The organism is Streptomyces sp. NPDC047886, assembly GCF_043204435.1.
Classification (GTDB): Bacteria; Actinomycetota; Actinomycetes; order Streptomycetales; family Streptomycetaceae; genus Streptomyces.
The window spans coordinates 409,051-433,853 of sequence record NZ_JBIDCF010000006.1; the positions used below are offsets into that span (position 1 = coordinate 409,051).

At 72.4% G+C, this 24,803-nt stretch carries 20 protein-coding genes; 12 read left to right on the forward strand and 8 right to left on the reverse strand.

The genetic code is table 11. The features are described from left to right. Positions 1 to 107 precede the first annotated feature (107 nt). The gene (locus ACGF5U_RS22350) at positions 108 to 1,427 is read right to left on the reverse strand and encodes an ABC transporter substrate-binding protein (RefSeq protein WP_392711768.1); all 1,320 of its coding nucleotides are present in this window, start codon (positions 1,425 to 1,427) and stop codon (positions 108 to 110) included. Positions 1,428 to 1,710: 283 nt separating this feature from the next. Between ACGF5U_RS22350 and ACGF5U_RS22355 the strand changes: the two genes are divergently transcribed. Beyond that, positions 1,711 to 4,218 (forward strand): glycoside hydrolase family 2 protein, encoded by a 2,508-nt coding sequence (locus ACGF5U_RS22355; RefSeq protein WP_392711769.1) that lies wholly within the window; start codon positions 1,711 to 1,713, stop codon positions 4,216 to 4,218. Further along, the gene (locus tag ACGF5U_RS22360) at positions 4,215 to 5,249 is read left to right on the forward strand and encodes a LacI family DNA-binding transcriptional regulator (RefSeq protein ID WP_392711770.1); all 1,035 of its coding nucleotides are present in this window, start codon (positions 4,215 to 4,217) and stop codon (positions 5,247 to 5,249) included. The genes ACGF5U_RS22355 and ACGF5U_RS22360 overlap by 4 nt, the downstream gene beginning before the upstream one ends. 141 nt (positions 5,250 to 5,390) lie before the next feature. On the opposite strand, the gene ACGF5U_RS22365 is transcribed toward ACGF5U_RS22360, so the two are convergent. The 4 genes from ACGF5U_RS22365 to ACGF5U_RS22380 all read right to left on the reverse strand — a co-directional run bounded on the left by ACGF5U_RS22365 (position 5,391) and on the right by ACGF5U_RS22380 (position 9,015). Then, complete coding sequence (locus ACGF5U_RS22365) at positions 5,391 to 7,037, reverse strand: cellulase family glycosylhydrolase (protein ID WP_392711771.1); 1,647 nt, start codon at positions 7,035 to 7,037, stop codon at positions 5,391 to 5,393. 277 nt (positions 7,038 to 7,314) lie between these two features. After that, entirely contained in the window at positions 7,315 to 8,376 is a 1,062-nt protein-coding gene (locus ACGF5U_RS22370) for a LacI family DNA-binding transcriptional regulator (protein WP_392711772.1), read from the reverse strand. Continuing rightward, entirely contained in the window at positions 8,376 to 8,567 is a 192-nt protein-coding gene (locus tag ACGF5U_RS22375; protein ID WP_392711773.1) for a hypothetical protein, read from the reverse strand. Before ACGF5U_RS22375 ends, ACGF5U_RS22370 begins: the two co-directional genes overlap by 1 nt. 127 nt (positions 8,568 to 8,694) lie before the next feature. After that, the gene (locus tag ACGF5U_RS22380) at positions 8,695 to 9,015 is read right to left on the reverse strand and encodes an L-rhamnose mutarotase (protein ID WP_392711774.1); all 321 of its coding nucleotides are present in this window, start codon (positions 9,013 to 9,015) and stop codon (positions 8,695 to 8,697) included. 251 nt (positions 9,016 to 9,266) lie between these two features. Here ACGF5U_RS22380 and rhaI point away from each other — a divergent pair, with 251 nt between their 5' ends. The 6 genes from rhaI to ACGF5U_RS22410 all read left to right on the forward strand — a co-directional run bounded on the left by rhaI (position 9,267) and on the right by ACGF5U_RS22410 (position 17,451). Further along, complete coding sequence (rhaI, locus tag ACGF5U_RS22385; RefSeq protein WP_392711775.1) at positions 9,267 to 10,475, forward strand: L-rhamnose isomerase; 1,209 nt, start codon at positions 9,267 to 9,269, stop codon at positions 10,473 to 10,475. Positions 10,476 to 10,513: 38 nt separating this feature from the next. Continuing rightward, complete coding sequence (locus ACGF5U_RS22390) at positions 10,514 to 12,733, forward strand: bifunctional aldolase/short-chain dehydrogenase (RefSeq protein WP_392818880.1); 2,220 nt, start codon at positions 10,514 to 10,516, stop codon at positions 12,731 to 12,733. A gap of 296 nt (positions 12,734 to 13,029) precedes the next feature. Continuing rightward, entirely contained in the window at positions 13,030 to 14,559 is a 1,530-nt protein-coding gene (locus ACGF5U_RS22395) for a rhamnulokinase family protein (RefSeq protein ID WP_392711777.1), read from the forward strand. After that, entirely contained in the window at positions 14,550 to 15,305 is a 756-nt protein-coding gene (locus ACGF5U_RS22400) for a (Fe-S)-binding protein (protein ID WP_392711778.1), read from the forward strand. The genes ACGF5U_RS22395 and ACGF5U_RS22400 overlap by 10 nt, the downstream gene beginning before the upstream one ends. After that, a complete protein-coding gene (locus tag ACGF5U_RS22405) occupies positions 15,302 to 16,771 on the forward strand; it encodes a LutB/LldF family L-lactate oxidation iron-sulfur protein (protein ID WP_392711779.1) in 1,470 nt (489 codons plus the stop codon). Before ACGF5U_RS22400 ends, ACGF5U_RS22405 begins: the two co-directional genes overlap by 4 nt. A gap of 35 nt (positions 16,772 to 16,806) precedes the next feature. Next, positions 16,807 to 17,451 carry a lactate utilization protein C gene (locus ACGF5U_RS22410; RefSeq protein WP_392711923.1) on the forward strand — a complete coding sequence of 215 codons (645 nt, stop codon included), beginning with the start codon at positions 16,807 to 16,809 and terminating at the stop codon, positions 17,449 to 17,451. Positions 17,452 to 17,465: 14 nt separating this feature from the next. Here the strand turns inward: ACGF5U_RS22410 and ACGF5U_RS22415 are convergent, their stop codons facing one another. Beyond that, positions 17,466 to 18,068, reverse strand: a complete 603-nt coding sequence (locus tag ACGF5U_RS22415; RefSeq protein WP_392711780.1) for a TetR/AcrR family transcriptional regulator — start codon at positions 18,066 to 18,068, stop codon at positions 17,466 to 17,468. Positions 18,069 to 18,361: 293 nt separating this feature from the next. Here ACGF5U_RS22415 and ACGF5U_RS22420 point away from each other — a divergent pair, with 293 nt between their 5' ends. From ACGF5U_RS22420 to ACGF5U_RS22430, 3 genes are all read left to right on the forward strand, one after another. Beyond that, on the forward strand, positions 18,362 to 19,396 hold the full coding sequence (locus tag ACGF5U_RS22420; protein WP_392711925.1) for an alpha/beta hydrolase: 1,035 nt from the start codon (positions 18,362 to 18,364) through the stop codon (positions 19,394 to 19,396). Between the two features lie 3 nt (positions 19,397 to 19,399). Beyond that, positions 19,400 to 20,539: an RICIN domain-containing protein gene (locus ACGF5U_RS22425; RefSeq protein ID WP_392711781.1), complete on the forward strand. Its 1,140-nt coding sequence runs from the start codon at positions 19,400 to 19,402 to the stop codon at positions 20,537 to 20,539. 408 nt (positions 20,540 to 20,947) lie between these two features. Further along, a complete protein-coding gene (locus tag ACGF5U_RS22430) occupies positions 20,948 to 21,295 on the forward strand; it encodes a hypothetical protein (RefSeq protein WP_392711782.1) in 348 nt (115 codons plus the stop codon). 116 nt (positions 21,296 to 21,411) lie between these two features. On the opposite strand, the gene ACGF5U_RS22435 is transcribed toward ACGF5U_RS22430, so the two are convergent. After that, positions 21,412 to 23,193 (reverse strand): S8 family serine peptidase, encoded by a 1,782-nt coding sequence (locus tag ACGF5U_RS22435; protein ID WP_392711926.1) that lies wholly within the window; start codon positions 23,191 to 23,193, stop codon positions 21,412 to 21,414. A 226-nt stretch (positions 23,194 to 23,419) separates the two neighbouring features. Here ACGF5U_RS22435 and ACGF5U_RS22440 point away from each other — a divergent pair, with 226 nt between their 5' ends. Then, the gene (locus ACGF5U_RS22440) at positions 23,420 to 23,749 is read left to right on the forward strand and encodes a hypothetical protein (protein WP_392711783.1); all 330 of its coding nucleotides are present in this window, start codon (positions 23,420 to 23,422) and stop codon (positions 23,747 to 23,749) included. Here the strand turns inward: ACGF5U_RS22440 and ACGF5U_RS22445 are convergent. After that, positions 23,733 to 24,728 (reverse strand): GerMN domain-containing protein, encoded by a 996-nt coding sequence (locus tag ACGF5U_RS22445; RefSeq protein WP_392711784.1) that lies wholly within the window; start codon positions 24,726 to 24,728, stop codon positions 23,733 to 23,735. The two genes, ACGF5U_RS22440 and ACGF5U_RS22445, sit on opposite strands and share 17 nt — an antisense overlap. Between the last annotated feature and the right edge of the window lie 75 nt (positions 24,729 to 24,803).

The window sequence follows — 24,803 nt, forward strand, 5'->3', positions numbered from 1 at the left end:
TGACGGGCGCCGGAACAGCCGTCCCCGCCGGTGCCGTTCGGCCGGGGCCGGGGCCGGGGCCGGGGCCGGGGCCGGAGCAGGGGCAGGGCAGGGGGCTGCCGTTCGGATCAGGAGCCGGCGGCCTTCGCCGCCTCGTCCCACCTCTTGTCCAGGTCGGCGAAGAAGCCCTGGAGGTCGCCCCGCTGAGCGCCGCGCGCGATGTCGACCAGCTGCCGGCGGTAGTCCGGTGCGGCCAGGCCGATTTCGGCGGCCTTGTCGATCGCGTTCACCTCACCGGTCCGCGCCTCGGAGCGCTCCACCAGTCTGACATCGTTGTCCACGAAGTCCGCGAGCGTCTCCGGCAGGGGCGCCGTCCTGACCGCGGGCACGGCGCCCTCCGTCCGCGTGTAGCCGGACTTCTCCGTGAACCAGTCGATCCAGGCGCGTGCCGCGGCCTTGTTCCCGGAGTGGGCGTTGACGGCCTGCTGGTAGTCCGAGACGAGCGTCGCGCAGAACTTCCCGTCCTGCTGGGCGGGGAACGGCATGAAGCCGATGTCGTCCGGGTTCGTGCCCGCCTTCGTCGCGGCGTCCCGCATCTGTGTGATCGCCCACGAGCCCAGCTGCATGGAGGCGATCTCGCCCTTGGCGATCAGGCCCTTCGACGCCTCCCAGTTGGTGGTGCTGGGATCCTTCTCGGAGAGCCCGCCGCGCACGATGTCGTGGAGCAGCGTGTCGATCACACGCAGTTCGGCGCCCTGCTTCCAGGGGGACACCGGGCCCGCCAGCCTGTCGTTGGCCCCGGGGTCGCAGGTGACGGAACCGATGCTGTTGCTCCAGGCGGTCAGCGGCCAGCCGTCCTTGAAGTTCGTGTAGTACGGGATGGCGTCGGTCCTGGACCTGATCGCCCGCAGACCCGCGAGGAACTCCTCGGGGGTGGTCGGCCAGGCGTCGACACCCGCCTTCTTCCAGACGGCCTTGTTGTAGACGAAGCCGTTGACGGTGCCGAACTGCGCGACACCGTAGACCTTGCCGCCGACGTCCGTCTTGTCGCTGAACCGGTACTTCCCGCTCAGCTCCTCCGTCGGGCCCAGCGGGGCGAAGAACTTCGGGTAGTCGTTCTTGGCGACGGCGCCCGGGATCATCAGGACGTCCCCGTAGTTCTCGGTGTTCATCCTGATCCTGACCTCCCCCTCGTAGTCGGTGAGGGCCTCGAACCCGACCTTCACCCGGGGGTAGACCTTTCTGAACTCCGCCGCGTACGCGTCCAATGTGCCGTTCTGGGCGAGATCGGTGCGGTGGGTCAGGACCTTGATCTCGCCGGAGACCTCTCCCGGATCGGCGGGAGCCTTCGCCGTCTCGCCGGAGGCCGCGCCTCCGCCACTGCACCCCGCGACGGTCACCATCGCGACGGTGAGAAGCGCGCCCGTGAGCGCTTTCCTCTTCCCCATGTGCCCAACTCCTTCAGGGTTACGGCCCAGGTCTACGGGTGGGATGTCGGCACTATGTCAGCCGGTAGTGAACCGGTAAAGCGGAGATTTCACGCGCGATGCCCAATCGTTACCAGGGGAGGGCGGAGTGAGGACCAGACGGCGGGTGCTACAAGGGAGTTATGTCTGTGCTGCCGGGACGACCCTTCGCTAGACCGGTTTATGGACAGAAGGTCGCTGGCGGACTACGTTGTGCGGCGTCGTACATCCACCGGTCCTGCACGTCAGGCGATGGGAGCCGCATATGAAGGACGTCATCCCCCTCACCGAGGGCTGGAGCCTGCGCCACGACGGGGCGTCGCTGCCGGCCCGGGTCCCCGGCTGCGTGCACACCGACCTCCTCGCCGCCCAGGTCATCCCCGACCCCTTCCTGCACCGCAACGAGGCGGAGGTCGCCTGGGTGGGGCGCCGCGAATGGACCTACGTCACGCGGCTCCCGCCAGCCGCGCCCGTCGCCGCCTCCCTCACCACCCCCGGGAACGCCCCCGCCGGCGGCCATGAGCGCACCGACCTCGTCTTCGACGGCCTCGACACCGCCGCGGAGATCACCCTGGCCGGTGAGGTGCTGGGCAGGACCAGGAACATGCACCGCGCCCACCGGTTCGACGTCACCGGGCGCACCGGCGAGCTGGAAGTCCGCTTCACCTCCGCGTACGAGGAGGCGGAGGCCGTCCGGGCCGTGACGGGGGACCGGCCCAACGTGTACCCGCAGCCGTCGCAGTACATCCGCAAGATGGCCTGCGCGTTCGGCTGGGACTGGGGGCCGACGCTCGTGACGGCCGGCATCTGGCGGCCCGTGCGGCTGGAACGCTGGTCGACCGCCCGGATCGCCCGTGTCCGCCCGCTGGTCACGGTCGAACGAGGCACCGGCCACGTGGACGTACACCTCGATGTGGAGCGCACCCGGCGGGGTGAGGGCCACCCGCTCGTCGCGCGCGCCTCCGTGGCCGGAGTCCTGGCCGAGACCGTCGTGGAGGGCGGCGAGGCGGTCCTGCGCCTGCGGGTGCCCGAGCCGCGGCTGTGGTGGCCGCGCGGTTACGGTGAACAGCCGCTCTACGACCTCGAACTGACGCTGACGGACGACACGGGCGGCGTGCTCGACACATGGCACCGCAGGATCGGCTTCCGCACCGTCGTCCTGGACCGCTCGCCCGACGAGCACGGCACCGGCTTCACCCTCGTGGTCAACGGGGTGCGGACCTTCGCCCGGGGCGTCAACTGGATCCCGGACGACGTCCTGCCCTCCCGTGTCACGCCGGAGCGCTACCGGACCCGGCTGACCCAGGCCGCGGCCGCCAACGTGGACCTGGTGCGCGTCTGGGGCGGAGGCGTCTACGAGGACGACGCCTTCTACGACGTCTGCGACGAGCTCGGCCTGATGGTCTGGCAGGACTTCCTCTTCGCCTGCTCCGCCTACCCCGAGGAGCAGCCCCTGCGCGGCGAGATCGAGGCCGAAGCGAGGGACAACGTTGTCAGGCTCATGCCCCACGCCAGCCTCGTCCTGTGGAACGGCAACAACGAGAACCTGTGGGGTTTCCGCGACTGGGGCTGGGAGCCCGCCCTCAGCGGCGACTCCTGGGGCGAGGGCTACTACCTCGGCCTCCTGCCGCGGATCGTCGCCGAACTCGACCCCACCCGCCCGTACACCGCCGGCAGCCCCTGGTCCGGCTCGTGGGACCACCACCCCAACGACCCGGCGCACGGCACCCACCACTCCTGGGAGGTGTGGAACCGGCGGGACTACGCCGACTACCGGGCGAGCGTGCCGCGCTTCGTCGCCGAGTTCGGCTGGCAGGCGCCACCCGCCATGGCCACTCTCCGGCGGGCCCTGCCCGGTGAGCGGCTGGCACCGGACTCGCCGGGCATGCTGCACCACCAGAAGGCCGAGGACGGCAACGGCAAGCTCCACCGCGGCGTCGCCCGCCACTTCGACCTCCCCGATGACGACTTCGACCGCTGGCACTACCTGACCCAGGTCGTCCAGGCGCGGGCCGTCGCCGCCGGGATCGAGCACTGGCGCGCGCACTGGCCGGTCTGCGCGGGCACGGTCGTCTGGCAGCTCAACGACTGCTGGCCGGTCACCTCATGGGCCGCGATCGACGGCGACGGACGGCTCAAGCCCCTCTACCACGAGCTGCGCCGCGTGTACGCCGACCGGCTGCTGACCCTGCTGCCCGGCGCCGACGGCCTCGTGCTCGCCGCCGTCAACCAGTCCGGCGCTCCCTGGCGGACGTCCGTGGCGCTGCGCAGACTGGAGGCGGACGGCACCGTGCTCCACGGGGACATGGTGGACGTGGCCGCCGGCCCCCGTTCGGTCGTCCGGCTGCCCGTACCCCCGCGGCTCGTGCCGGACGAGCGGTCCGGGAAGGAGTTCCTCGTCGCCGACGCCGACGCCGACGCGGGTGCCGCCGGAGGCGTCGATGCCGGGGGGAGTGCCGGTTCCGGGGCGGACGGGCTGCGCGCGCTGCACTTCCCGGTCCCCGACAGGGACTTCGCCCACCCCCGCCCGAAGTTCGGCGTCACCGTGGAACGGGTGGCGGGGCGGGAGGATACAGTCGATGTCGTGGTGACCGCGCAGACCCTGGTGAGAGAGCTCCTCCTGCAGGCCGACCGACTCGGCCCCCGGGCCGCCGCCGACCAGGGGCTGCGCACGCTCCTGCCCGGCGAGCGGACCCGTATCCGGGTCGGCGGCTGCGGCCCCGTGGACGTCGAGGACGTACGGGCCGCCCTGTTCTGCGTGGACGTGGTGTGAGCGGCTCCACGGAACGCGTCACCATCAAGGACGTCGCCGCCAGGGCCGGGGTGTCCAAGGGCGCGGTGTCGCTCGCCTTCAACCACAAGCCGGGCGTCTCGCAGGCCACGCGCGAGCGCATCTTCGAGGCCGCCAGGGAACTGGGCTGGGCACCCAACCTGACCGCGCGCAGCCTGTCCAGCCAGCGGGTCGACATCGTCGGTCTGGCGCTCTGCCGCCCCGCGCGGCTGCTGGGCCTCGAACCGTTCTACATGGAGTTCATCTCCGGTATCGAGAGCGTCCTCGTGGAGCGGTCCTGCTCCCTGCTGCTGCGCCTGGTGCGGGACCTCGACGAGGAGATCGCCCTGTACGAGAGCTGGTGGCGCGGCCAGATGATCGGCGGCGCCATCCTCGTGGACTTCCACCGGGACGATCCACGGGTGCCCGCGCTCCACGCCCTGGGGCTCCCGGCCGTCGCGGTGGGGCACCCGTCGCTCACCGGCTCGTTCCCGTCGGTCTGGACGGACGACGCGACCGCCGCCGCCGAGGCGGTCCGCTATCTGGCTGCGCTGGGACATCGCCGTATCGCACGCGTCGGCGGACCCGCCGGTCTGGGGCACAGCGCCATCCGGGCGGACGCCTTCGCGACCACGATGCGGGAGCTCGGCCTGCCCGGGAGCCGCCAGGTCTCGACCGGCTTCTCGGGAGAGGAGGGGGCCAGGGCCACCCGGTCCCTGCTCCTCTCGGCGGACCGGCCGACCGCGATCGTCTACGACAACGACATCATGGCCGTCGCCGGGGCGGGCGTCGCCGCCGAGATGGGGCTGGTCGTCCCCGACGACCTCTCCCTGCTCGCCTGGGACGACTCCCAGCTGTGCCGGCTCACCCATCCGACACTGTCCGCCATGAGCCATGACGTGCACCACTTCGGTACGGAGGTGGCGCGCGCCCTGTTCGGGGTGATCAGCGGGACGCACAGCGGTTCGCTGCAGGTCCCGACGCCGTCCCTCACACCACGGGGCTCCACGGCGCCCGCACCGCGGTCGGCGTAGGGGGCGTCCGGCGGATCCCGCCGGGCTCGCGACGCGGCACACCGCCCGCCGCATCGGCACCGCTCGTGACACCCGGCGAGCCGCGGGGCCCCGACCCGTCGGTCGTGGCCCCGCGGCCGCGTCCCCGTGCGGGGAGTCCGGTCAGCCCGAGGCGCAGCCGGTGCCGTTGAGGCTGAACGCGCCGGGGATCCCGTTGCCGCCCGTCGAGGAGCCGTTGATGCCGAAGCTCACCGTGCCGCCCGCCGGGATGGTCTCGGTCCAGGGCTCGTGCGTGGCGCGTACCCGCGCGCCCTGCTGGGTGACCCTGGCGTTCCAGGACGAGACGACCGTCTGGCCGCCGGGGAAGGCGAAGTCGAGCTGCCAGCCCCTGACCGCCGTGGCTCCGGTGTTGCGGATGGTCACATCGGCGTTGAACCCGGAGCCCCAGTCGGTGAGGCGGTACGTCACCGTGCAGGCACCCGCTGCCGGGCCGTCGGCCGTGGTCACGCTCACCGGCGCCGAGCGCGGCGAGCGGTTGCCCGCGGCGTCACGGGCGTAGACGGCGAAGGTATAGCCGGTGGACGCCGTCAGGCCGGTCACCGCGGCGCTCGGGGCCGTTGCCGTGGTGACGTGCGTCTCCCGCGTACCGGTGAGGCGGACGACGTCGTAGGCGGTGACCGCGGTGTCGTCGGTCGCGGGCGGCCAGGTGAGCTGGACGCTGTCGGCGCTCACACCGGAGACGGCCGGCGTGCCGGGCGCGGTCGGCGCCTGAGTGTCGCCCCCGCCGCCTCCGTAGACACTCGCCTCCCGCGCCGTCCGCTTGACGCCGTCGGGACCGTCGAAGAACCGCTGTCCCCAGGGGGTGAGCCGGGCGGCGTCGAAGCCGGTCGCCATGTCGAGGTACTCGACGCCGCCCCCGTTGCCGCTCCAGGACCAGCCCAGGTAGCCCAGGCCGAGGCGCTGGGCGGCGGCCATGATGGCGTCCTCGTCGGGGTCGCCGTCCGAATGCGCGTCCCCGAACTCCCCGATGACAAGGGGCAGACCGCTGGACACGAACCGGTTCAGATAATCCTGGACCTCGGCCGCCGTGTCGAACACGCCGTACATATGGATGGAGAACAGGGTGTTGCGCTGGGGGTCGGCGGCGAATACGCCGGCCGCGTTGTCGCGCATGGTGAAGGACCAGTCCTGACCCCAGTTCGGCGCGTCCACCATGAGCGTGTGGGTGAAACCGGCGCCGCGCATCCGGCCGATCGCCCGCGAGGTGTCGGACGTCCACGCCGCGTACCCGGAGTTCCCGTGCGGTTCGTTGCCCAGGTTCAGGATGACGTACTTCTCCTGCCCCTTGACCGCGTCCTGGACCTCCAGCCAGTAGTCGACCGCACGGGAGAGCGGGGCCGCACCGGCCTGCTCGCCGTAGCCGGTGGTGTCATGGACCTCCAGGACGCAGATCAGCCGGTTGGCCTTGCACCGCTGGACGGCCGAGGCGACGTCGGCGGTGTCGTTCTTCGTCCAGCGGTCACCCGAACTGAGCACAATACGCACCGAGTTGGCGCCCAGGGCCTTGATGTCCTCCAGCGCACGGGTGGTTCTGGCGGGGTACCAGGTATGGGCGTGGTTCACCCCGCGCATAACGAAGTCGGCGCCGTTCGCGTCCAGCAGCCGGCCGTCGGCGACGCGGAACCCGGGCGCAGGCTCCGCCGCCCGCGCGGAGGAGGGTGCCGCCGTGGACAGCGCGGCGGCCATGGCGAGCAGCGCGGCGGCCATGGCGAGCAGCGCGCCCGCCGCGAGGGTCCGTTTCCTTCTCATCCCTTGCTCCCACTCATCCCTTGCTCCCAACGTGGTGGCGCGCACGCCCGTGGACGAGCGGTCCGTGGACATGCGGCATTTCCCGCACTGCGGGTGCTGACGGAACCGGCCCTGCGAGAAAGTGTCGTGGCACGCGGTGAAACGCGGATTTCCGTCGGTCTACGGGGATGCCGGCGGGAAAGCCGCGGAGGGCCGGGGTGGCGACTGAGGAGAGGCTAGGACGCGGAAGTCGCCCCGGACAACAGCTGGAACCAAACCGGTTAAGTTTAGTAGCGGTTTATCGCCCGGGGGAACGCCGACCGGTCGAGGGGCCGCCTCGGCGGCGGCGCGCCTGGGAGGAGTCCCGTACCACCAGTTCGGGCTGGAGGACGATCTGCCGGTGCTCGTGGCTGTCCGCCCGGTCGCCGGTCTCCTCGATGAGCAGCTCGGCGGCGATCCGCCCCATCTGGAAGGCGGGCTGGCGTACCGAGGTCAGCGGCACCGTGGCCGCCGAGGCGAACTCGATGTCGTCGTACCCGACGAGGGCGACGTCGTCGGGCACGCTCACCCCGGCCGCGTACAGGGCCTGCAGCATGCCCAGCGCCAGCAGGTCGTTGGCGCAGAACACCGCGGTCGGACGCGAGGACATGCCCAGCAGGCGCGCACCGGAGTCGCGGCCCGACGCCACGTCGAGCCGGTCCGTCTCGATCAACCGGAGCCGCTCGGCGGGCAGCCCGGCCTCGGCCAGCGCCTGGAGCGCACCGTCCCGCCGGTCCGCGCACTGGGCGAGCCGCAGCGGCCCGCTGACGTACGCGATCTCGCTGTGCCCCTGGGCGATCAGGTGCCGGACCGCCAGCGCGCCGCCCGTCACGTCGTCGACTGAGACGGAGCACCCCTCGGAGCTGGGGGCCACCCGGTCGACGAGGACGTACGGGATGCCCTGGCGGCGGAACGCGCGCAGATGGGCCCCCGCCGGGTCGACCGGGGTGATGAGCATGCCGCGGACGCGCTGCTCGCTGAAGAGCCCCAGGTACTCGGACTCCTCGTCGGTGCTCTGGCCGCTGTTGCACAGCATGACCCCGAGCCCGGCCTCCCTGGCCGCCCGCTCGGCGCCCGACGCGACGTCCACGAAGAACGGGTTCGCCATGTCCAGCACCAGCAGCGAGATGATCCGGCTCCGGCCGGCCCGCAGCTGGCGGGCCGACTCGCTGCGGACGTAGCCGAGCCGTTCGATGGTGGACAGGACGCGCGCCCTGGTCTCCTCGGTCACGGAAGCGGGGCGGTTGATGACGTTCGACACCGTGCCGACCGAGACTCCGGCGGCTCGGGCGACGTCCTTGATACCGACCGAGCGGCCCATCAGGCAGTGACCTCCACGCGTTCCAGGCGGCCGGCGTGGGAGGCGGCGTGCCCGGCCTCCAGCAGCGGGCCGCCGGCCAGCATACCGCCGGCGGCGGCGGATGGGCCCGGGCAGATCACGGGCGTGGCGGTGAGCACGGTGGCGGTGAGCACGGTGGCGCCGAGCGCCGCGACGGCCAGGGGGCGTCTCATGGGTCTCCTCCGGGCGGTCTGCGAGGGGCCTGCCGCATGGGGAGCGGCCCGCAAGGGACGGGCATGCGGGAGGTGGTCGTGGTGGGGGAGCTCGGGCGAGCGGTACGCGCGGGGAACGGCCGCGCGGTCAGGCGAGGTGGAACACCTCGGTGAGCGGCTTCATCGACTCGTCGGGCCGTTCGCCGTCGAGTGCCTCGAAGAACTCGCCCATCTCGGCCTGCCACCGGGCGTTGACGTCCGTGGCGGCCATGGCGGACCGGGCCCTGGCGAAGTCCTCGGTCTCCAGGTATCCGACGAGGAGCCCGTCCTCCCGCAGGAAGAGGGAGTAGTTGTGCCAGCCGGTGGCCGAGAGGGCTTCGAGCATCTCGGGCCAGACGGCGGCGTGCCGCTCGCGGTACTCGGCGATGCGGTCCTGTCGGACCTTCAGCAGGAAGCAGACACGCTGCATGGGTCTCTCGTCCTCCGGAGGCGACTGCCCCGACGCCGTGAAAGGTTTCAATGGGGTGCCACGGAAGCTAGACGTGGCCATGCGGCTCCGTCAATGGGGTGGGAGGAAACGCCGCGCAGATCCGTCGTTGTGACCCCTCTGGTGGGTCCGCCGCCATGCCGCCCCTTGACGGCCCACTCCCAGGGGCCTAGCTTCCCCGTGGTGAAACGATTCATGTGCTGCTCGCTTGGCATACGACAGGAGCGCTGACGATGACGAGCCGATCCGACGTCTCTGCCGTGAAGGCAGCCCTCAAGACCCAGACCGTTGAGACGCCGTCGTGGGCCTACGGGAACTCGGGCACCCGCTTCAAGGTGTTCGCCCAGCCCGGCGTGCCGCGCGACCCCTACGAGAAGCTGGACGACGCCGCCCGCGTCCACGAACACACCGGGGTGACCCCGGCCGTCGCGCTGCACATCCCCTGGGACCAGGTCGACGACTACGCGGCCCTCGGCCGGTACGCACAGGAGCGCGGGCTGCGGCTCGGCACGATCAACTCCAACACCTTCCAGGATGACGCCTACCGGCTCGGCAGCGTCTGCCACCCCGACGCCGCCGTGCGCCGCAAGGCCGTCGACCACCTGCTCGCATGCGTCGACATCATGGACGCCACGGGCTCCCGTGACCTGAAGCTTTGGTTCGCCGACGGCACCAACTACCCCGGCCAGGACGACATCGCCGCCCGCCAGGACCGGCTCGCCGAAGCGCTCGCCACCGTGTACGCGCGGCTGGGCGACGACCAGCGGATGCTGCTCGAGTACAAGTTCTTCGAGCCCGCCTTCTACACCACCGACGTCCCCGACTGGGGCACCGCGTACGCGCACTGCCTCAAGCTCGGCGACAAGGCGCGGGTCGTCGTCGACACCGGCCACCACGCGCCCGGCACCAACATCGAGTTCATCGTCGCCACGCTGTTGCGCGAGAAGAAGCTCGGCGGGTTCGACTTCAACTCCCGCTTCTACGCCGACGACGACCTGATGGTCGGGGCGGCGGACCCGTTCCAGCTGTTCCGCGTCATGTACGAGGTCGTGCGCGGAACGGGGTGGCCGCTGTCCGGGCCGGACCGAGGGGTCGGGGACGGGCTCACCTCCGACGTGGCCTTCATGCTCGACCAGTGCCACAACATCGAGGCGAAGATCCCCGCGATCATCCGCTCGGTGATGAACGTGCAGGAAGCCACGGCCAAGGCCCTGCTGGTGGACCGGGAAGCGCTGGCCGCGGCCCAGGCGTCCGGCGATGTGCTGGCCGCCAACGCCGTCCTCATGGACGCGTACAACACCGACGTCCGGCCGCTGCTCGCCGAGGTGCGCGAGGAGCTGGGCATCGACCCCGACCCGGTCGCGGCGTACCACCGCTCCGGCTGGGCGCAGAAGATCAACGACGAGCGCGTGGGCGGCACCCAGGCCGGATGGGGAGCGTGAAGGACGACATGGGTGCCAAGGACATGGATGCCACGAACATGAATGCCACGGACATGCACGCCGAGGACATGGGCTCGAAGGACACGGACGCGAAGGACGAGAGCGCGAAGGGCACGGTCGCGAAGGACGAGAGCGCGAAGGGCATGGGCGCGAAGGGCATGGACACCACGGACGCCGATGACACGACCGTGCGGGTCACCGCCCGGCCCGCCGGGGACGGGACGCGGCACACGGCGGTCGAGGCGCTCCTCGCCCGGTCCCACCGGCTGGGCTCCGACCCGCGCAACACCAACTACGCCGGCGGCAACACCTCCGCCAAGGGCACCGGCATCGACCCGGTGACCGGCGACGACATCGAACTGATGTGGGTCAAGGGGTCCGGCGGCGACCTCGGCACCCTGACCGCCGAAGGGCTCGCGGCCCTGCGGCTCGACCGGCTCCGCGCCCTCACCGGCGTGTACCCGGGCGTGGAACGCGAGGACGAGATGGTCGCCGCGTTCGACTACTGCCTGCACGGCAAGGGCGGGGCGGCGCCGTCCATCGACACCGCCATGCACGGGCTCGTGGACGCCGCCCATGTCGACCACCTCCACCCGGACTCCGGCATCGCCCTGGCCTGCGCCGCCGACGGCGAGAAGCTGACCGCCGAGTGCTTCGGCGACACGGTCGTCTGGGTGCCCTGGCGGCGGCCCGGCTTCCAGCTCGGCCTGGACATCGCCGCGATCAAGGCGGCCAACCCGCAGGCGATCGGCTGCGTACTCGGCGGACACGGCATCACCGCCTGGGGCGCCACCAGCGAGGAGTGCGAGGCCAACTCGCTGCACATCATCCGGACCGCCGAGACCTTCCTCGCCGAGCACGGCCGCCCCGAGCCCTTCGGCCCCGTCCTGGAAGGGTACGAGCCGCTGGCCGGGGACGAGCGCCGGGCACGCGCCGCCGCCCTCGCGCCCCACGTACGGGCCATCGCCTGCGCCGACCGGCCGCAGGTCGGCCACTTCGACGACTCGGACACCGTCCTGGACTTCGTCTCCCGCGCCGAGCACCGCCGCCTCGCCGCCCTGGGCACCTCGTGCCCCGACCACTTCCTGCGGACGAAGGTCAGGCCCCTGGTCCTCGACCTGCCGCCCACCGCGCCCCTGGACGAGGCCGTCGCACGCCTCACCGAGCTGCACGCCGCCTACCGGGATGAGTACCGCGCCTACTACGAGCGGCACGCGGACGCCGACTCGCCCGCGATGCGCGGTGCGGACCCGGCGATCGTCCTCGTCCCCGGCGTCGGCATGTTCTCGTTCGGCAAGGACAAGCAGACGGCACGCGTCGCCGGCGAGTTCTACCTCAACGCCATCAACGTGATGCGCGGGGCCGAGGCGGTCTCGTCGTACGCGCCGATCGAGGAGCGGGAGAAGTTCCGCATCGAGTACTGGGAGCTGGAGGAGGCCAAGCTGCGGCGCATGCCGAAGCCCAAGCCGCTGGCGACGCGCGTCGCCCTGGTCACGGGAGCCGGCTCGGGCATCGGCAAGGCCATCGCGCACCGGCTGGTCGCCGAGGGCGCGTGCGTCGTGGTCGCCGACCTGGACGCGAACGCCGCGTCGGCGGTCGCCGATGAGCTCGGCGGAGCCGACAAGGCCGTCGCGGTCACGGTCGACGTCACCAGCGAGGCGCAGATCGAGGCGGCCTTCCGCGAGGCGCTGCTCGCCTTCGGCGGCGTGGACCTCGTCGTGAACAACGCAGGCGTCTCCCTCTCCAAGCCGCTGCTGGAGACCACCGCCCGGGACTGGGACCTCCAGCACGACATCATGGCCCGAGGCTCCTTCCTGGTGTCCCGGGAGGCCGCCCGTACGATGATCGCGCAGCGCCTGGGCGGCGACATCGTCTACATCGCCTCCAAGAACGCCGTCTTCGCGGGCCCCCACAACATCGCCTACTCCGCCACCAAGGCCGACCAGGCCCACCAGGTCCGGCTGCTGGCGGCCGAACTCGGCGAGAACGGCATCCGTGTCAACGGCGTCAACCCGGACGGCGTGGTGCGCGGGTCCGGCATCTTCGCCTCCGGATGGGGCGCCCAGCGGGCCGCCGTGTACGGGGTCGAGGAGGAGAAGCTCGGCGAGTTCTACGCCCAGCGGACGCTGCTCAAGCGGGAGGTGCTGCCCGAGCACGTCGCCAACGCCGTGTTCGCCCTGACCGGCGGCGACCTGACGCATACGACGGGCCTGCACGTCCCGGTGGACGCGGGCGTCGCGGCGGCGTTCCTGCGGTGACGCCCGCGGGGGAGGGGAACGCCCCGCGCAGGGCGCCCCCCGCACCGGCTCCGCCCCCGCACCGGCTCCGCCCCCGCACCGGCTCCCGCCGCAGGGCGCCCCCCCCGCACCGGCTCCCCCCGCACGCGTTCCCCCCACCTGCTCCGCCGCTCGCGTGGCCCGCACCGGCTCCGCAGCAGGCGTCCCCCCGCCCGGGGCCTGGGCCGCAGGGCCCCTGCCCCGCCCGGGCCCCGGGCACCCCGCCGCCGTATCCGCGACCGCCCCGGCTCCGTATCCGCTCACCCACCGAGGACCCCATGCCACCCACCGCCCCCGACCCCGCCGCCCCGGGCACCCGGTCCTTCGCCGCCGTCGACCTCGGTGCCTCCAGCGGACGGGTCATGGTCGCCCACGTCGGACCCCGCTCCCTGCGCCTGGAAGAGGTGCACCGCTTCCCGAACCGCCCCGTGCGCGTCGGCGGCACCCTCCACTGGGACATCCTCGCCCTGTACCGAGGCGTGCTCGACGGCCTGCGGGCGGCCGGGGCCGCGACCGGCGGACGGCTCGCGGGCGTCGGCATCGACGGCTGGGCCGTGGACCACGGGCTGCTCGACGCCCACGGCACCCTGCTCGGCAACCCCGTGCACTACCGGGACACCCGTACCGAAGGGGCACCCGAGAAGGTCGCCGCCGTGCTGCCGCCCGACGAGCTGTACGCCGCCACCGGACTGCAGCACCTGCCCTTCAACACCGTCTACCAACTCGTCGCCGCGCGGGGGACGCCCGGACTCGCGGCCGCCGAGCGCCTGTTGCTGATCCCGGACCTGATCTCGTACTGGCTCACCGGCCAGGCCGGCACCGAGATCACCAACGCCTCCACCACACAGCTCGTCGACCCGCGCACCCGTGACTGGTCACCCGTCGTCGCCGCCCGTCTCGGTATCGACCTCGGGCTCTTCCCGCCGCTGCGCGCGCCCGGCGATCCCGCGGGCCTGCTGCGGCCCGAGGTGCTGGCAGAGACCGGGCTGACCGGACCGGTCCCCGTGACGGCCGTCGGCTCGCACGACACGGCGTCCGCGGTGGTGGGCGTACCGGCGGCGGGGGACCGTTTCGCGTACATCGCCACCGGGACCTGGTCCCTGGCCGGCCTGGAACTCGACCGTCCCGTGCTCAACGAGGCGTCCAGGGCGGCGAACTTCACCAACGAGCTCGGTGTCGACGGCACCGTCCGCTATCTGCGCAACATCATGGGCCTCTGGCTCCTCCAGGAGTGCCTGCGCGCCTGGGCGGCCGAGGGGGATCCACAGGATCTCGCCGCGCTCCTCGACGGAGCCGAACGGGCGGCGCCGCTGCGCTCGGTCGTGGACGCGGGCGACCCGGCCTTCCTCGCGCCCGACGACATGCCGCACCGCATCGCGCGGGCCTGCGCGGAGACCGGGCAGCCGGAGCCCCGGACGCCCGTGGAGGCCACCCGCTGCGTACTGGACTCGCTGGCGCTGGCCCACCGCCGGGCGATCGAGGAGGCGCAGATCCTGTCGGGCCGTACGGCGGACACCGTGCACATCGTCGGCGGCGGGGCGCACAACACCCTGCTGTGCCGGCTGACGGCGGACGCCACCGGGATGCCGGTCGTGGCGGGCCCGGCGGAGGCCGCGGCGCTCGGCAACGTCCTGGTCCAGGCCCGCGCCGCCGGGGTCCTCACCGGCGGACTCGCCGAACTGAGGGCACTGCTGCGCGCCACTCAGCCCCTGCGGTACTACGATCCGGCGGGCGACCGGACGGCGTGGGACGCGGCCGCCGGACGCCTCCGTACCGGTCGAGTGAAGGAGGACGGGACGTGCGCGTAGCCCTCTTCGTCACCTGCGTCAACGACATGCTCTACCCCCGCACCGGGCGGGCCGTCGTCGCCCTGCTGGAACGGCTCGGCGTCGACGTGGACTTCCCCCAGGCGCAGAGCTGCTGCGGGCAGCCGCAGTTCAACACCGGCTACCGGCACGAGACCGAGCCGCTCGTACGGCGCTTCGACGACGCCTTCGCCGAATACGCGTACGTGGTCACGCCGTCCGGATCGTGCGCCGCGATGGTCCGCGACAACTACCCGAGGATCGGCGCCAAGGCCGCGGCCGAGGGACGCGGCACCTCGCTCGCCCGGGCCGCCGCGCGGTCGGTGCCCAAGACGTACGAGCTGACCGAGTTCCTGGTCGACGTCCTCGGCGTGACCGATGTCGGGGCGTACTTCCCGCACACCGTCACCTACCACCCCACCTGTCACGGCCTGCGCGTGCTGGGCCTGCGCGACCGGCCCCGCAGACTGCTGGAGCACGTCAAGGGCCTGGAACTGCGCGAGCTGCCCGGCGCCGAGGAGTGCTGCGGCTTCGGAGGCACCTTCGCCGTGAAGAACGCCGCCGTGTCGGCGGCCATGGGCGCGGACAAGGTGCGCCACATCGAACGCACCGGCGCCGAAGCGGTGTGCACGGTCGACAACTCGTGTCTCACGCACATCGGGGGCACGCTCACCGCACAGGGCTCGTCCGTCCGGCCCGTGCACATCGCGGAGATCCTCGCCGCGACCGAGGAGGAGCCCTACCGATGAGCGGTACGTATCTCGGCATGCCCGCGTTCCCCGATGCGGCACGCGACGCCGTACGCGACCGGACGCTGCGCGCCAACCTGCGGCACGCCACGCGCACCATCCGCGACAAGCGGGCCAAGGCCGTGGCGGAGCTGTCGGACTGGGAGCCGCTGCGGCAGGCCGCCAAGTCCGTCAAGGACCGGACGCTCCGTCACCTCGACCGGTACCTCGTGCAGTTGGAGGAGGCCGTCACCGAGGCGGGCGGCACCGTCCACTGGGCCGCCGACGCAGACGAGGCCAACCGGATCGTCACCTACCTGGTGAAGGCCACCGGCGAGACGGAGGTCGTCAAGGTCAAGTCGATGGCCACCCAGGAGATCGGCCTCAACGAGGCACTGGAGGCCGAAGGCATCCGCGCCTACGAGACCGACCTCGCGGAACTCATCGTGCAGCTCGGCGACGACCGCCCCTCACACATCCTGGTGCCCGCCATCCACCGCAACCGCGGCGAGATCCGCGACATCTTCGCCCGCACCATGGGGGACTGGGGCCGGGCCGCCCCCGAGGGACTGACCGACACCCCCGCCGAACTCGCCGAAGCCGCCCGGCTGCACCTGCGGGAGAAGTTCCTGCGCGCCAAGGTCGGGATCTCCGGCGCCAACTTCATGGTCGCGGAGACCGGCACCCTCGTCGTGGTCGAGTCCGAGGGCAACGGACGGATGTGCCTCACCCTGCCCGAGACCCTGATCTCGGTCGTCGGCATCGAGAAGACCGTGCCGACCTGGCAGGACCTGGAGGTGTTCCTGCAGCTCCTGCCCCGGTCGTCGACCGCCGAGCGGATGAACCCGTACACGAGCACCTGGACCGGTACGAACGACGACGACGGACCGCGGACGTTCCACCTCGTCCTGCTGGACAACGGCCGCACCGACACCCTCGCCGACGAGGTGGGACGACAGGCGCTGCGCTGCATCCGCTGCTCCGCCTGCCTCAACGTGTGCCCGGTCTACGAACGGGTCGGCGGCCACGCGTACGGCTCCGTCTACCCCGGCCCCATCGGGGCGATCCTCGGTCCCCAACTGCGCGGCACGCAGAGCGCGATCGACGCCTCCCTGCCGTACGCCTCCTCGCTCTGCGGCGCCTGCTACGAGGTCTGCCCCGTCGCCATCGACATCCCCGAGGTGCTCGTGCACCTGCGGGAACGGGTGGTGCAGGGCGGTGAGGTCACCCGGCACGGCGTGAAGGTCACGCTCAGGCCCGCGAAGGGGCACGCGGCGGAGCGCGCGGCCATGCGGGCGGCACGCTGGACCCTCGACCACCCGGGCGTGCTGCGCGCCGGGCAGCGGCTGGCGGCCCGCACCCGCCGCCTCCACCCGAAACGGCTGCCGGGACCGGGACGGGCCTGGAGCGACACCCGGGCGCTCCCCGAGGTGCCCGAGGAGTCGTTCAGGGACTGGTGGCAACGCACACGCGGAGGTGCCCGATGAACCCCGACCCGACCCGCGACCCGAACGCGCGGCTCATGAGCGGCAGGGACCGCGTACTGGCCCGGGTGCGCCGGGCCCTGGCGGACGTCCCGCGCGCCGAGCGGCCGAGGGACTTCCCCGTGGAGCGCGGCTATCTGCGCAGGCACGGCGAACGGAGCCGGGCGGAGACGGTCGCGCTCCTCGCGGAGAACCTCGCCGACTACCGGGCGGCGGTGCACCGGACCCCCGCCGCCGGGCTTCCGGAACTGGTCGGCCGCCTGCTGGCCGAGCGTGGCGCGGCGTCCGTCGTCGTACCCGGCGGGCTGCCCGAGGGCTGGCTGCCCGACGGCGGGCCCGATCGGATCGAGGACCGGGCGGAGATGACGCCGGCCGAACTGGACGCCGTGGACAGCGTGATCACCGGCTGCGCTGTGGCGATCGCGGAGACGGGCACGATCGTCCTGGACGGCGGCCCCGACCAGGGCCGACGCCGGATCACCCTGGTACCGGACCACCACATCTGCGTCGTACGGGTGCCGGACCAGGTCGTCGACTCGGTGCCCGAGGCGCTGGAACGCCTCGATCCGGCCCGCCCGCTCACCTGGATCTCCGGCCCCTCGGCGACCAGCGACATCGAGCTGGACCGGGTCGAGGGCGTGCACGGCCCGCGCACCCTGGACGTGGTCCTCGTCGAGGACTGAGCAGCTCGACGGGGTCAGTCGGCGTCGGGGCGCAGGGACCGCCAGATGCGGTCGGGCAGGACGCGGGCGGCCTGGTCCAGGTCCAGTTCGTACGTACTGGACAGCCAGCGGCGTGCGGCTTCGGCCACAGGGCCCATGACCAGGACCTCGATCAGGGGGCCGGGGATGGGCGCGATCTCGCCTCTTTCGGCTCGGACCCGCGTCCAGTCGGCGATCACCGCGAGCTTGGCGGCCTTGGCGGCGCGGATCTCCTCGGCATGGGTGGCCAGATAGCCGGAGTAGGCCGAGGCGTGCAGGAAGAGGGCGGCGTCCCGGTGCTCGGCGGTGAAGCGCAGGTACGCGCGGACAAGGGCGCGCAGACCGCTGCGAGCGGTCCGCGTACGGCGGACGGCGACGGTCATCTCGTCGAACAGCTGCTCCATGCAGCGCGTGTACAGAGCCGCGGCGAGCCCGTCGAAACTGCCGAAGTGGTGGTACAGGCTGCCCAGGCTCACCCCGCTCGCCGCGGTGACCGCGCTCACGGTGAAACCCTGCTGACCTGCTCTGCCGTACACCTCCAGCGCGGTGGTCAGAAGCAGGTCGACGGTCTCGCGGCCCCGTTGCTGCTTGGGCGGCATCACCGGACCACCGGCCGGCCGATGCGACTCCTCTTCTCCGCCATGTCGGCCAGCATAGAACCGAATCTAGAGAAATTTTCTAAAAATCGTCTCTACATCGGGCGGGGGGTGGGGACACACTCGGGTCGGCCCAAGGCATCCAGCCCACCCCGAGGACCCTTATGAGACCAGACCCACCGGCCCGGCTCCAACGCGTGCGGCTCCCGGGCGTGCCGGTCCTGCGCGTGCGGGCCCTGCGTGCGCGAGCGCTGCGCGTGAAGGCGGCGGTCGCCGCCCTGCTCACCGCGCTGCTGATGTCCGGCGTCGCGCCTTCCGCGCACGCCGACACCCCCGGCCCGCCGGAGCTGGCCGACGGCTTCGGCCTGACCCGGGTCGGCGCCCCCACCGGAACCGCCACCAACTTCGTGATCACCGTGACCACGCCCGAGGTGGCGGGGGAACAGCACCTCCGGATCCTGCTGCCCGAGGACTACGCGTCCCGGCCGGACAAGCGCTACCCGGTGTTCTACTTCCTGCACGGCGCCTCCGACGACCCCGTCAACCCGTACCTCGCCTATCCCGCCCTCACCGCGGCCCAGTCCATGATCACGGTCATCCCGGACGGGGGCCTGCGCGGCTGGTACACCAATTGGCTCGACCAGAAGACCGCCGCCGGCGCGCAGAACTGGAAGAACTTCCACATCAACCAGGTGATCCCGTTCATCGACGCCAACCTCCGCACCCTCGCGACCCGGCAGGGGCGGGCGGTCGGCGGCATCTCGATGGGCGGGTTCGGCGCGCTGCACTACGCCGAGAACCATCCCGAACTGTTCAGCCAGGTCGCCTCGTTCTCCGGCGCCAACGACCTGTCGGTGAACTCGGCCGTCATGCGCGGCGCCGTCGTCGCGACACTGACCAACGTGGGCGCGCCCCTGTGCGGTGGTGCCGGCTCCGGCTGCTCGCTGAACTTCGGGCCCACGGTGTCCAGCGACGCCGTCTTCGGTTCGCCGTACCCGGTGTTCAACGCGGACTGGCGCTGGAACGCCGCCGACCCCGTGGCCCACGCGGCCCGACTGACCGGCATGGGCGTCTCGATCTACACCGGAGACGGCGACGGCAACCCCGCCGGCGGCGAGTTCTGGGTCCGGTCCACGGCTCAGCGCCTCAGGGACCGTCTGGACGCCCTCGGCCACCCCCACCACTACGTGGACTACGGCAACGGCTCCGGTTGGGGCGACGCCTGCAAGGGCGGCCACGACAGCGGCTGTTGGGCACAGGACCTCGTGGACTTCGTGCCGCGCCTGGAGGCGGCGTTCGCCGCCCCGACCTCACCCCGAGAAGGGAACTGACCCATGGCGTCAGCTTTACCGAACTCTCCCGGACACTCCTTCCCCTGGCCGCGCGTGCTCGCCGCCGTCCTGGTGACCTGCTGCGTGGCCCTGGGGATCACCGCGTCCCCGGCCACGGCGGCGCCCGTGCCCCCGGCCCCGTCTCCCACGGCGGCCACGACGTCCGAGGCGGCCGCGCCCCCTGCCGCGCAGGACTGCGGCTCACCGATCCAGTGCCTGGACTTCACGTCCCTGAGCAACGGCCGCGCACTCGACGTGCAGAACGGCTCGCTCTCCGACGGCGCCTACATCGTCACCAACAAGGCACCAGGACACCACCAGTCGTGGCGCCTCAGCCTCAACGCGGCGGACGCGACCTTCGCCATCGTCAACAACGCGACCGGCAAGTGCGTCGACCTGGGCTGGCCCGCCCTGCGCCAGCAGACCTGCAGGGGCCAGCAGAGCCAGAAGTGGTACTTCCAGCCCGTCGCGGGCTCCGGCAACGCCTTCATGATCCGTAACGCGAGCGACAACTCCTGCATCGACCTCCTGCTCGGCGCCCAGTACGACGACGCGTGGACCGGCCAGTCCAAGTGCCACGGCAACGCCAACCAGCAGTGGTCCACCACCGCCGCCGCCGACGCGCGGAACCTGGCCGTGGACCACGCCGCCTCCCGGTGCCAGAAGGACACCTCCACCTGCTCCTGGACCACGAGGAGCGAGGCCCCGGCTGCCCCGCTGCCGACGGTGTGCGCCTCGGCGGTCTGGTACAACCGGACCGGCGAGCACATCACCCAGTCCTTCGCGGTGGACAACACGACCGGCTGGCAGAGCAGCATCGGCTACAGCTTCTCCTCCACACTCGGCGCGGGTGCCGCCCCGGCACTCACGGCGCAGATCGTCTCCGGCATCGAGGTCGGTCACATCTGGCAGGGCTCCACGAGCGTCGGCAACAGCGTCACGGTGCCCGTTCCCGCCGGTCACTACGGCTGGGTGACTCTGTCGGTCCTGGCGAAGAAGGTGACCGGCACCTGGACCTTCGACGCGCGCGGCCTGCCCTGGAAGGCCGACGACACCGTCACGGTTCCCCTCAAGGACGACCCCAGCGGCGGCGCGACCCTCTACATCGCCAACACCAGCCCGACCTTCACCACCTGCGCCTGACCCCACCGGCGGTCACCCGGCGGCCCGCACGGGCCGGCCGCCGGGCGGCTGCCCGCACCGGCCCGGGGCACGGGTCCCTGCCGTCACGGGGGTACGGCGGGAACGCGTCCCCCGCCGGGCCGCTCGCCCCGCTGGATCACTCGCCCCGCTGGATCACTCGCCACCGCTGGGCCGCTCGCCGCGCCGCGCCTGGCCGCTCGTCGCTCGTCCGTCCGGTCGCCGCCGGGCCCCGTGGCGCCTCGGCCCGCCTGACCGCGCCCGGCGCGCCACGCACCCGCGATTTCCCCGCATGCTGTCGGGTCCCGGGGGTACCCGGTACGTCCCGAAGAGGCATGCGGCGCGGGGCCGCGCCGTCCGGACGGGGCGGGCGTCGTGCTCACCGGATCCAAGCGAGGGAGGCGTACGCGTATGAGCACCCTTCGCGGAGGAGCGAAGGCGGCGCCGAGGCGGATAGGGGTGCGCCCCACGGCCGAGGTCGAGTCGGCGTACCGGGAGCTGACCGAGGGGGCACCGGAGCGGGTCCTCCCGGCGGCACTGATCGACGGGGCCGTGGACGCCTACGAGTGGGCCTTGGCGCGCGGGGGCGAAGGACCGATCACGGGAGCGCACACCGGCGAGGTGCCGACGCTGCAGGCGATGACGGCCGAGGTGGACGCCGCGTCGGTGGTGCTCGACGATCCCCTGTGCCCCGCCGAGACCGAGGACTACGCGCGCGGGGCGCATGACGTGCTGGCCTGGATCTGCGGACACCAGTGACCCGGCGCGGCCGGACGCCAAAGCCCCGTCACACCGGGCGGCGCTCGGCGTGACGGGGCTGGCCGGCTGCCGGGAGGCCGGCCGGGGGTCTCACCGGGTTCCCCCCGGGCGGGGGCTCAGAAGGTCAGGTTCCAGGCGTCGATCCTGCCCGTGTCCTGCGCGGCGATGTCCCGCACACGCAGCTTCCACGTGCCGTTCGCGGTCTCGCTCGACGCGTCGACCGTGTACGTCTTCGCCACGTTGTCCGCGCTGTCGCCGTTGGGGAGGTCCTCCAGGAGGTAGACCGTCCCGTCAGGTGCCACGAGCGAGATCACGAGGTCGCCGCGGTAGGTGTGCTTGATGTCCACACCCACCTTGAGCGCCGTCGGCGCGTTGCCGGTGACACCGGAGACGGTGATCGCGCTCTCGACCGTGGCGTTGTCGCTGATGGCGACATCGGTCAGGTTCTCGAAGAAGGGGCCGGGGGCGGGAGCGCCGCCGCCGACGGCCTTCAGGGCGTCGACCTGGCCCTCGCCGAAGAAGCCGTTCTTCGTCCTCGTCCCCGTGCAGCGCGCGTCGGAAGGACAGGCGGTGTCGCCGGCCTGTGCGGCCAGCCGGGCGCGGAGGTCCGCCGGGGTGTACGCCGGGTTGACGCTCGCCAGCAGCGCGGCGACGCCCGCCACGTGCGGGGAGGCCATCGACGTGCCGTTCATGTTGCCGTACTTGCCGCCGGGGAGCGTCGAGTACACCCCGAAGCTGCCGTCCCCGCCGGGGGCCGCGACGTCGATGACGCCGTTGCCGAAGTTGGAGTACGAGGCCTTGACGTCGCCCTTGCCCATCGCGGAGACGGTGACGACACCGGGAAGTTCGGCCGGGATGTCGAGGCACGCGTTGCTGATGGTGCGCCTGACCGGTGTGGAGTCGTTCGGGCTCGACGTGTCCGTCGTCTTGTTCGCCAGGTCGTAGTTGGCGTTGCCCGCGGCGGCGACCTGGAGGGAGCCCTTGTTCTCGGCGTACTCCTGCGCGCGCCTGACGCCCTCGATGATGGCCGCCTGGTCCACGTTCTCGGGGCAGTTGAACTGCCACGGGTCGGTGTAATAGCTGTTGTTGGTCACCTTGAAGCCGTGGTCGCCGGCCCACATGAAGCCGCAGATCGTGTTCTCCGCGAAGAACAGGCTGCCGGCCGGCTCGGCTATGCGGACGGAGGATATCCGCACGCCCGGCGCGACGCCGATGACGCCCTTGCCGTTCCTGGCCGCCGCGATCGTCCCCGCGACGTGCGTACCGTGCGTGCCGACGTCCCGCCAGGCGCCGGCCCGGGTGTCCGCCTTGCCGTAGGCGCAGGACACCGAGTCGGCGGCGTTGAAGTTGGGCGCGATGTCCTGGTGCCGGTCGTCCACGCCGGTGTCCAGGACGCCGACCTTGACCGCCGCCGAACCGGTGGTCACGGCCCAGGCCTGGTCGGCCTTGATCTGGGTCATGTCCCAGCGGTTCGACTCGGTGAGCGTCGTCGCCGACTGCGCCGGGCTCGCGGGGATCGCCGGGGCGTACGCGTCCGCCGGGACGTCCGACGTACGGGTGGCGCCGACCTGCTGGACACCGCTCACCGCGCGCATGGCCGGGGCGAAGGACGCCGACGTCGCGTGCGCCACGATGACGCCGATCGCGTCGTAGGACGCGAAGACCGTGCCGCCGTTGGCGAGGACCGCCGTGCGCGCGGCGGAGGCGTCACCGGGCGCGGTGATCACCAGATAGGCACGGGTACCAGGTGCCCAGGCAGCCGTTGCCGTGCCCGCCGTTGTCGCGGTCGGCGCCGAGGCGGCGGTCACGGGCGATGCGGTACCCGCCGGTGCGGCGTGAGCGGCCGCTCCCGCGGGGACCGTGAGCGCCAGGGCCGCGCCGAGGGCGGCGGCCGCCATGGCCGGGTGTCTCAGCCGGCTCGTCATGAGGGAAAACAATGCGTCCTCCGAAGGCCCGGCGAGTGCTGGTGGCACGTGCCGGGCCGGGTGATGTGTGGGGTGGACGCAAGATCTCAGACTCACCGCGCGGAAGGAAGCGTTCCGAACCGGTAAGTAGGTTGGCGTAACCGGGTGTTTACGTGGGAGGCGGGGAAGGCGGTGCGGAATTCCTCCGCTCTGTGGCGACTTGGGACGCTGCCGACGCCACGTCGCCGACAGCGCGGACGAAGGCCCGCACCTCGCCGCGACCGTCACGGCGGTCGAGGCGGACGAGGGGGACGAGGCGGTCGAGGCGGAGGATGGGGACGAGCGGGACGAGCGGGACGAGCGGGACGAGCAGGACGAGGCGGTCGAGGCGGAGGAGGCGGAAAGAGGACGCGCGGCCACCGCGAGCCGCCGGCCGCGGCCCGCGCGGGGCAGGCCCGGTCCGTCGCTCCGGCGAACCCCGAACGGAGCCCGCGACCGGCGGCGCGGCGCCCGCGCCCGTCACCGCGTGCGGGTCAGCGGTTCACCGTGACCGGCACGGTGTCGGAGACCACCGGGCGGCCGTCCTCCGGGGAGTCCCAGTACGAGGTCAGCACGCCGGCACCGGACCGGGTGGCCGTGTACGGGAACGTCACGTCGAACGTCCCGCGTGTTCCGCTGCCCGATGTGGCCGTCCCGTAGATGTCGGCTCCGGTCCTGCCCGCCGCGTCCGTGACCTTCAGCCGGAACGTGGCCTCGAAGGTGTTGGCGGTGCCCCACACCCGGACCGGCGTACGGATGGTGTCGCCGATCATCGGCGACTCCACCAGGATGTCCGGGGTCAGGTCCTCGAAGTCCGACCGGCCGACGGGCCTGTTGAGTTCGATGCCCTCGCCGCCGAAGCTGCGCACCGGCTTGCCGTCCAGCGCGAACAGCACCTTGTCGATGCTCGGGAACCGGGTGGCGGTGAACACGACCTGGGCGAGCCGTGCCCGCATCGACAGGGAGCCGCCGCCGTCGTCGTACCGGCCGGAGAGGTCCACGGTCGCGACGCGGTCGCGCACCGCGACGGAGTGCAGCGTCGTGCCGGTGGGGATGGCCGTCGTACGGCCGTGTCCGCGCTCGAAGCCACTGGGGCCCGCCAGCAGCGCGCGCAGGGCTCCCGCCGTGGTGGCGGGCGCCGTCACGGAACGCGGGGCGGGGGACACCTGCTCCCCGTGCAGGAAGTAGACCGCCGCCCGCACCTGCTTCTGCTGTCCGCCGCCCGTGGCGGTCGGCGGGGCCGGGGGAGCGGGGGACGGGGTGGGTGCGGGCCGGGTGCCGGGCGTGGCCGTGCCGGTGCCGTCACCAGGGCTCGGGCTACCCGTACGGGGGGTGTCCGTCGCCCCCGGCGTCCCGGTCCCGGTCCCGGCGCCGGTTCCGTTCCCGTTCCCGCACGCGGTCAGCGCGAGCGGGAGGATCAGTACGGTGGCGAGCGCCGCCGGACGGAACCACCGGGATCCTGCGTGTGTCGAGTGGGTCTCAGAGCCCATGGCAGCCTCCTCCGACCCCTACAGGAAACACCCTCGTCGGCCTTCGGCGAAAGGGCCCGGTCAGACCTGGTGCGA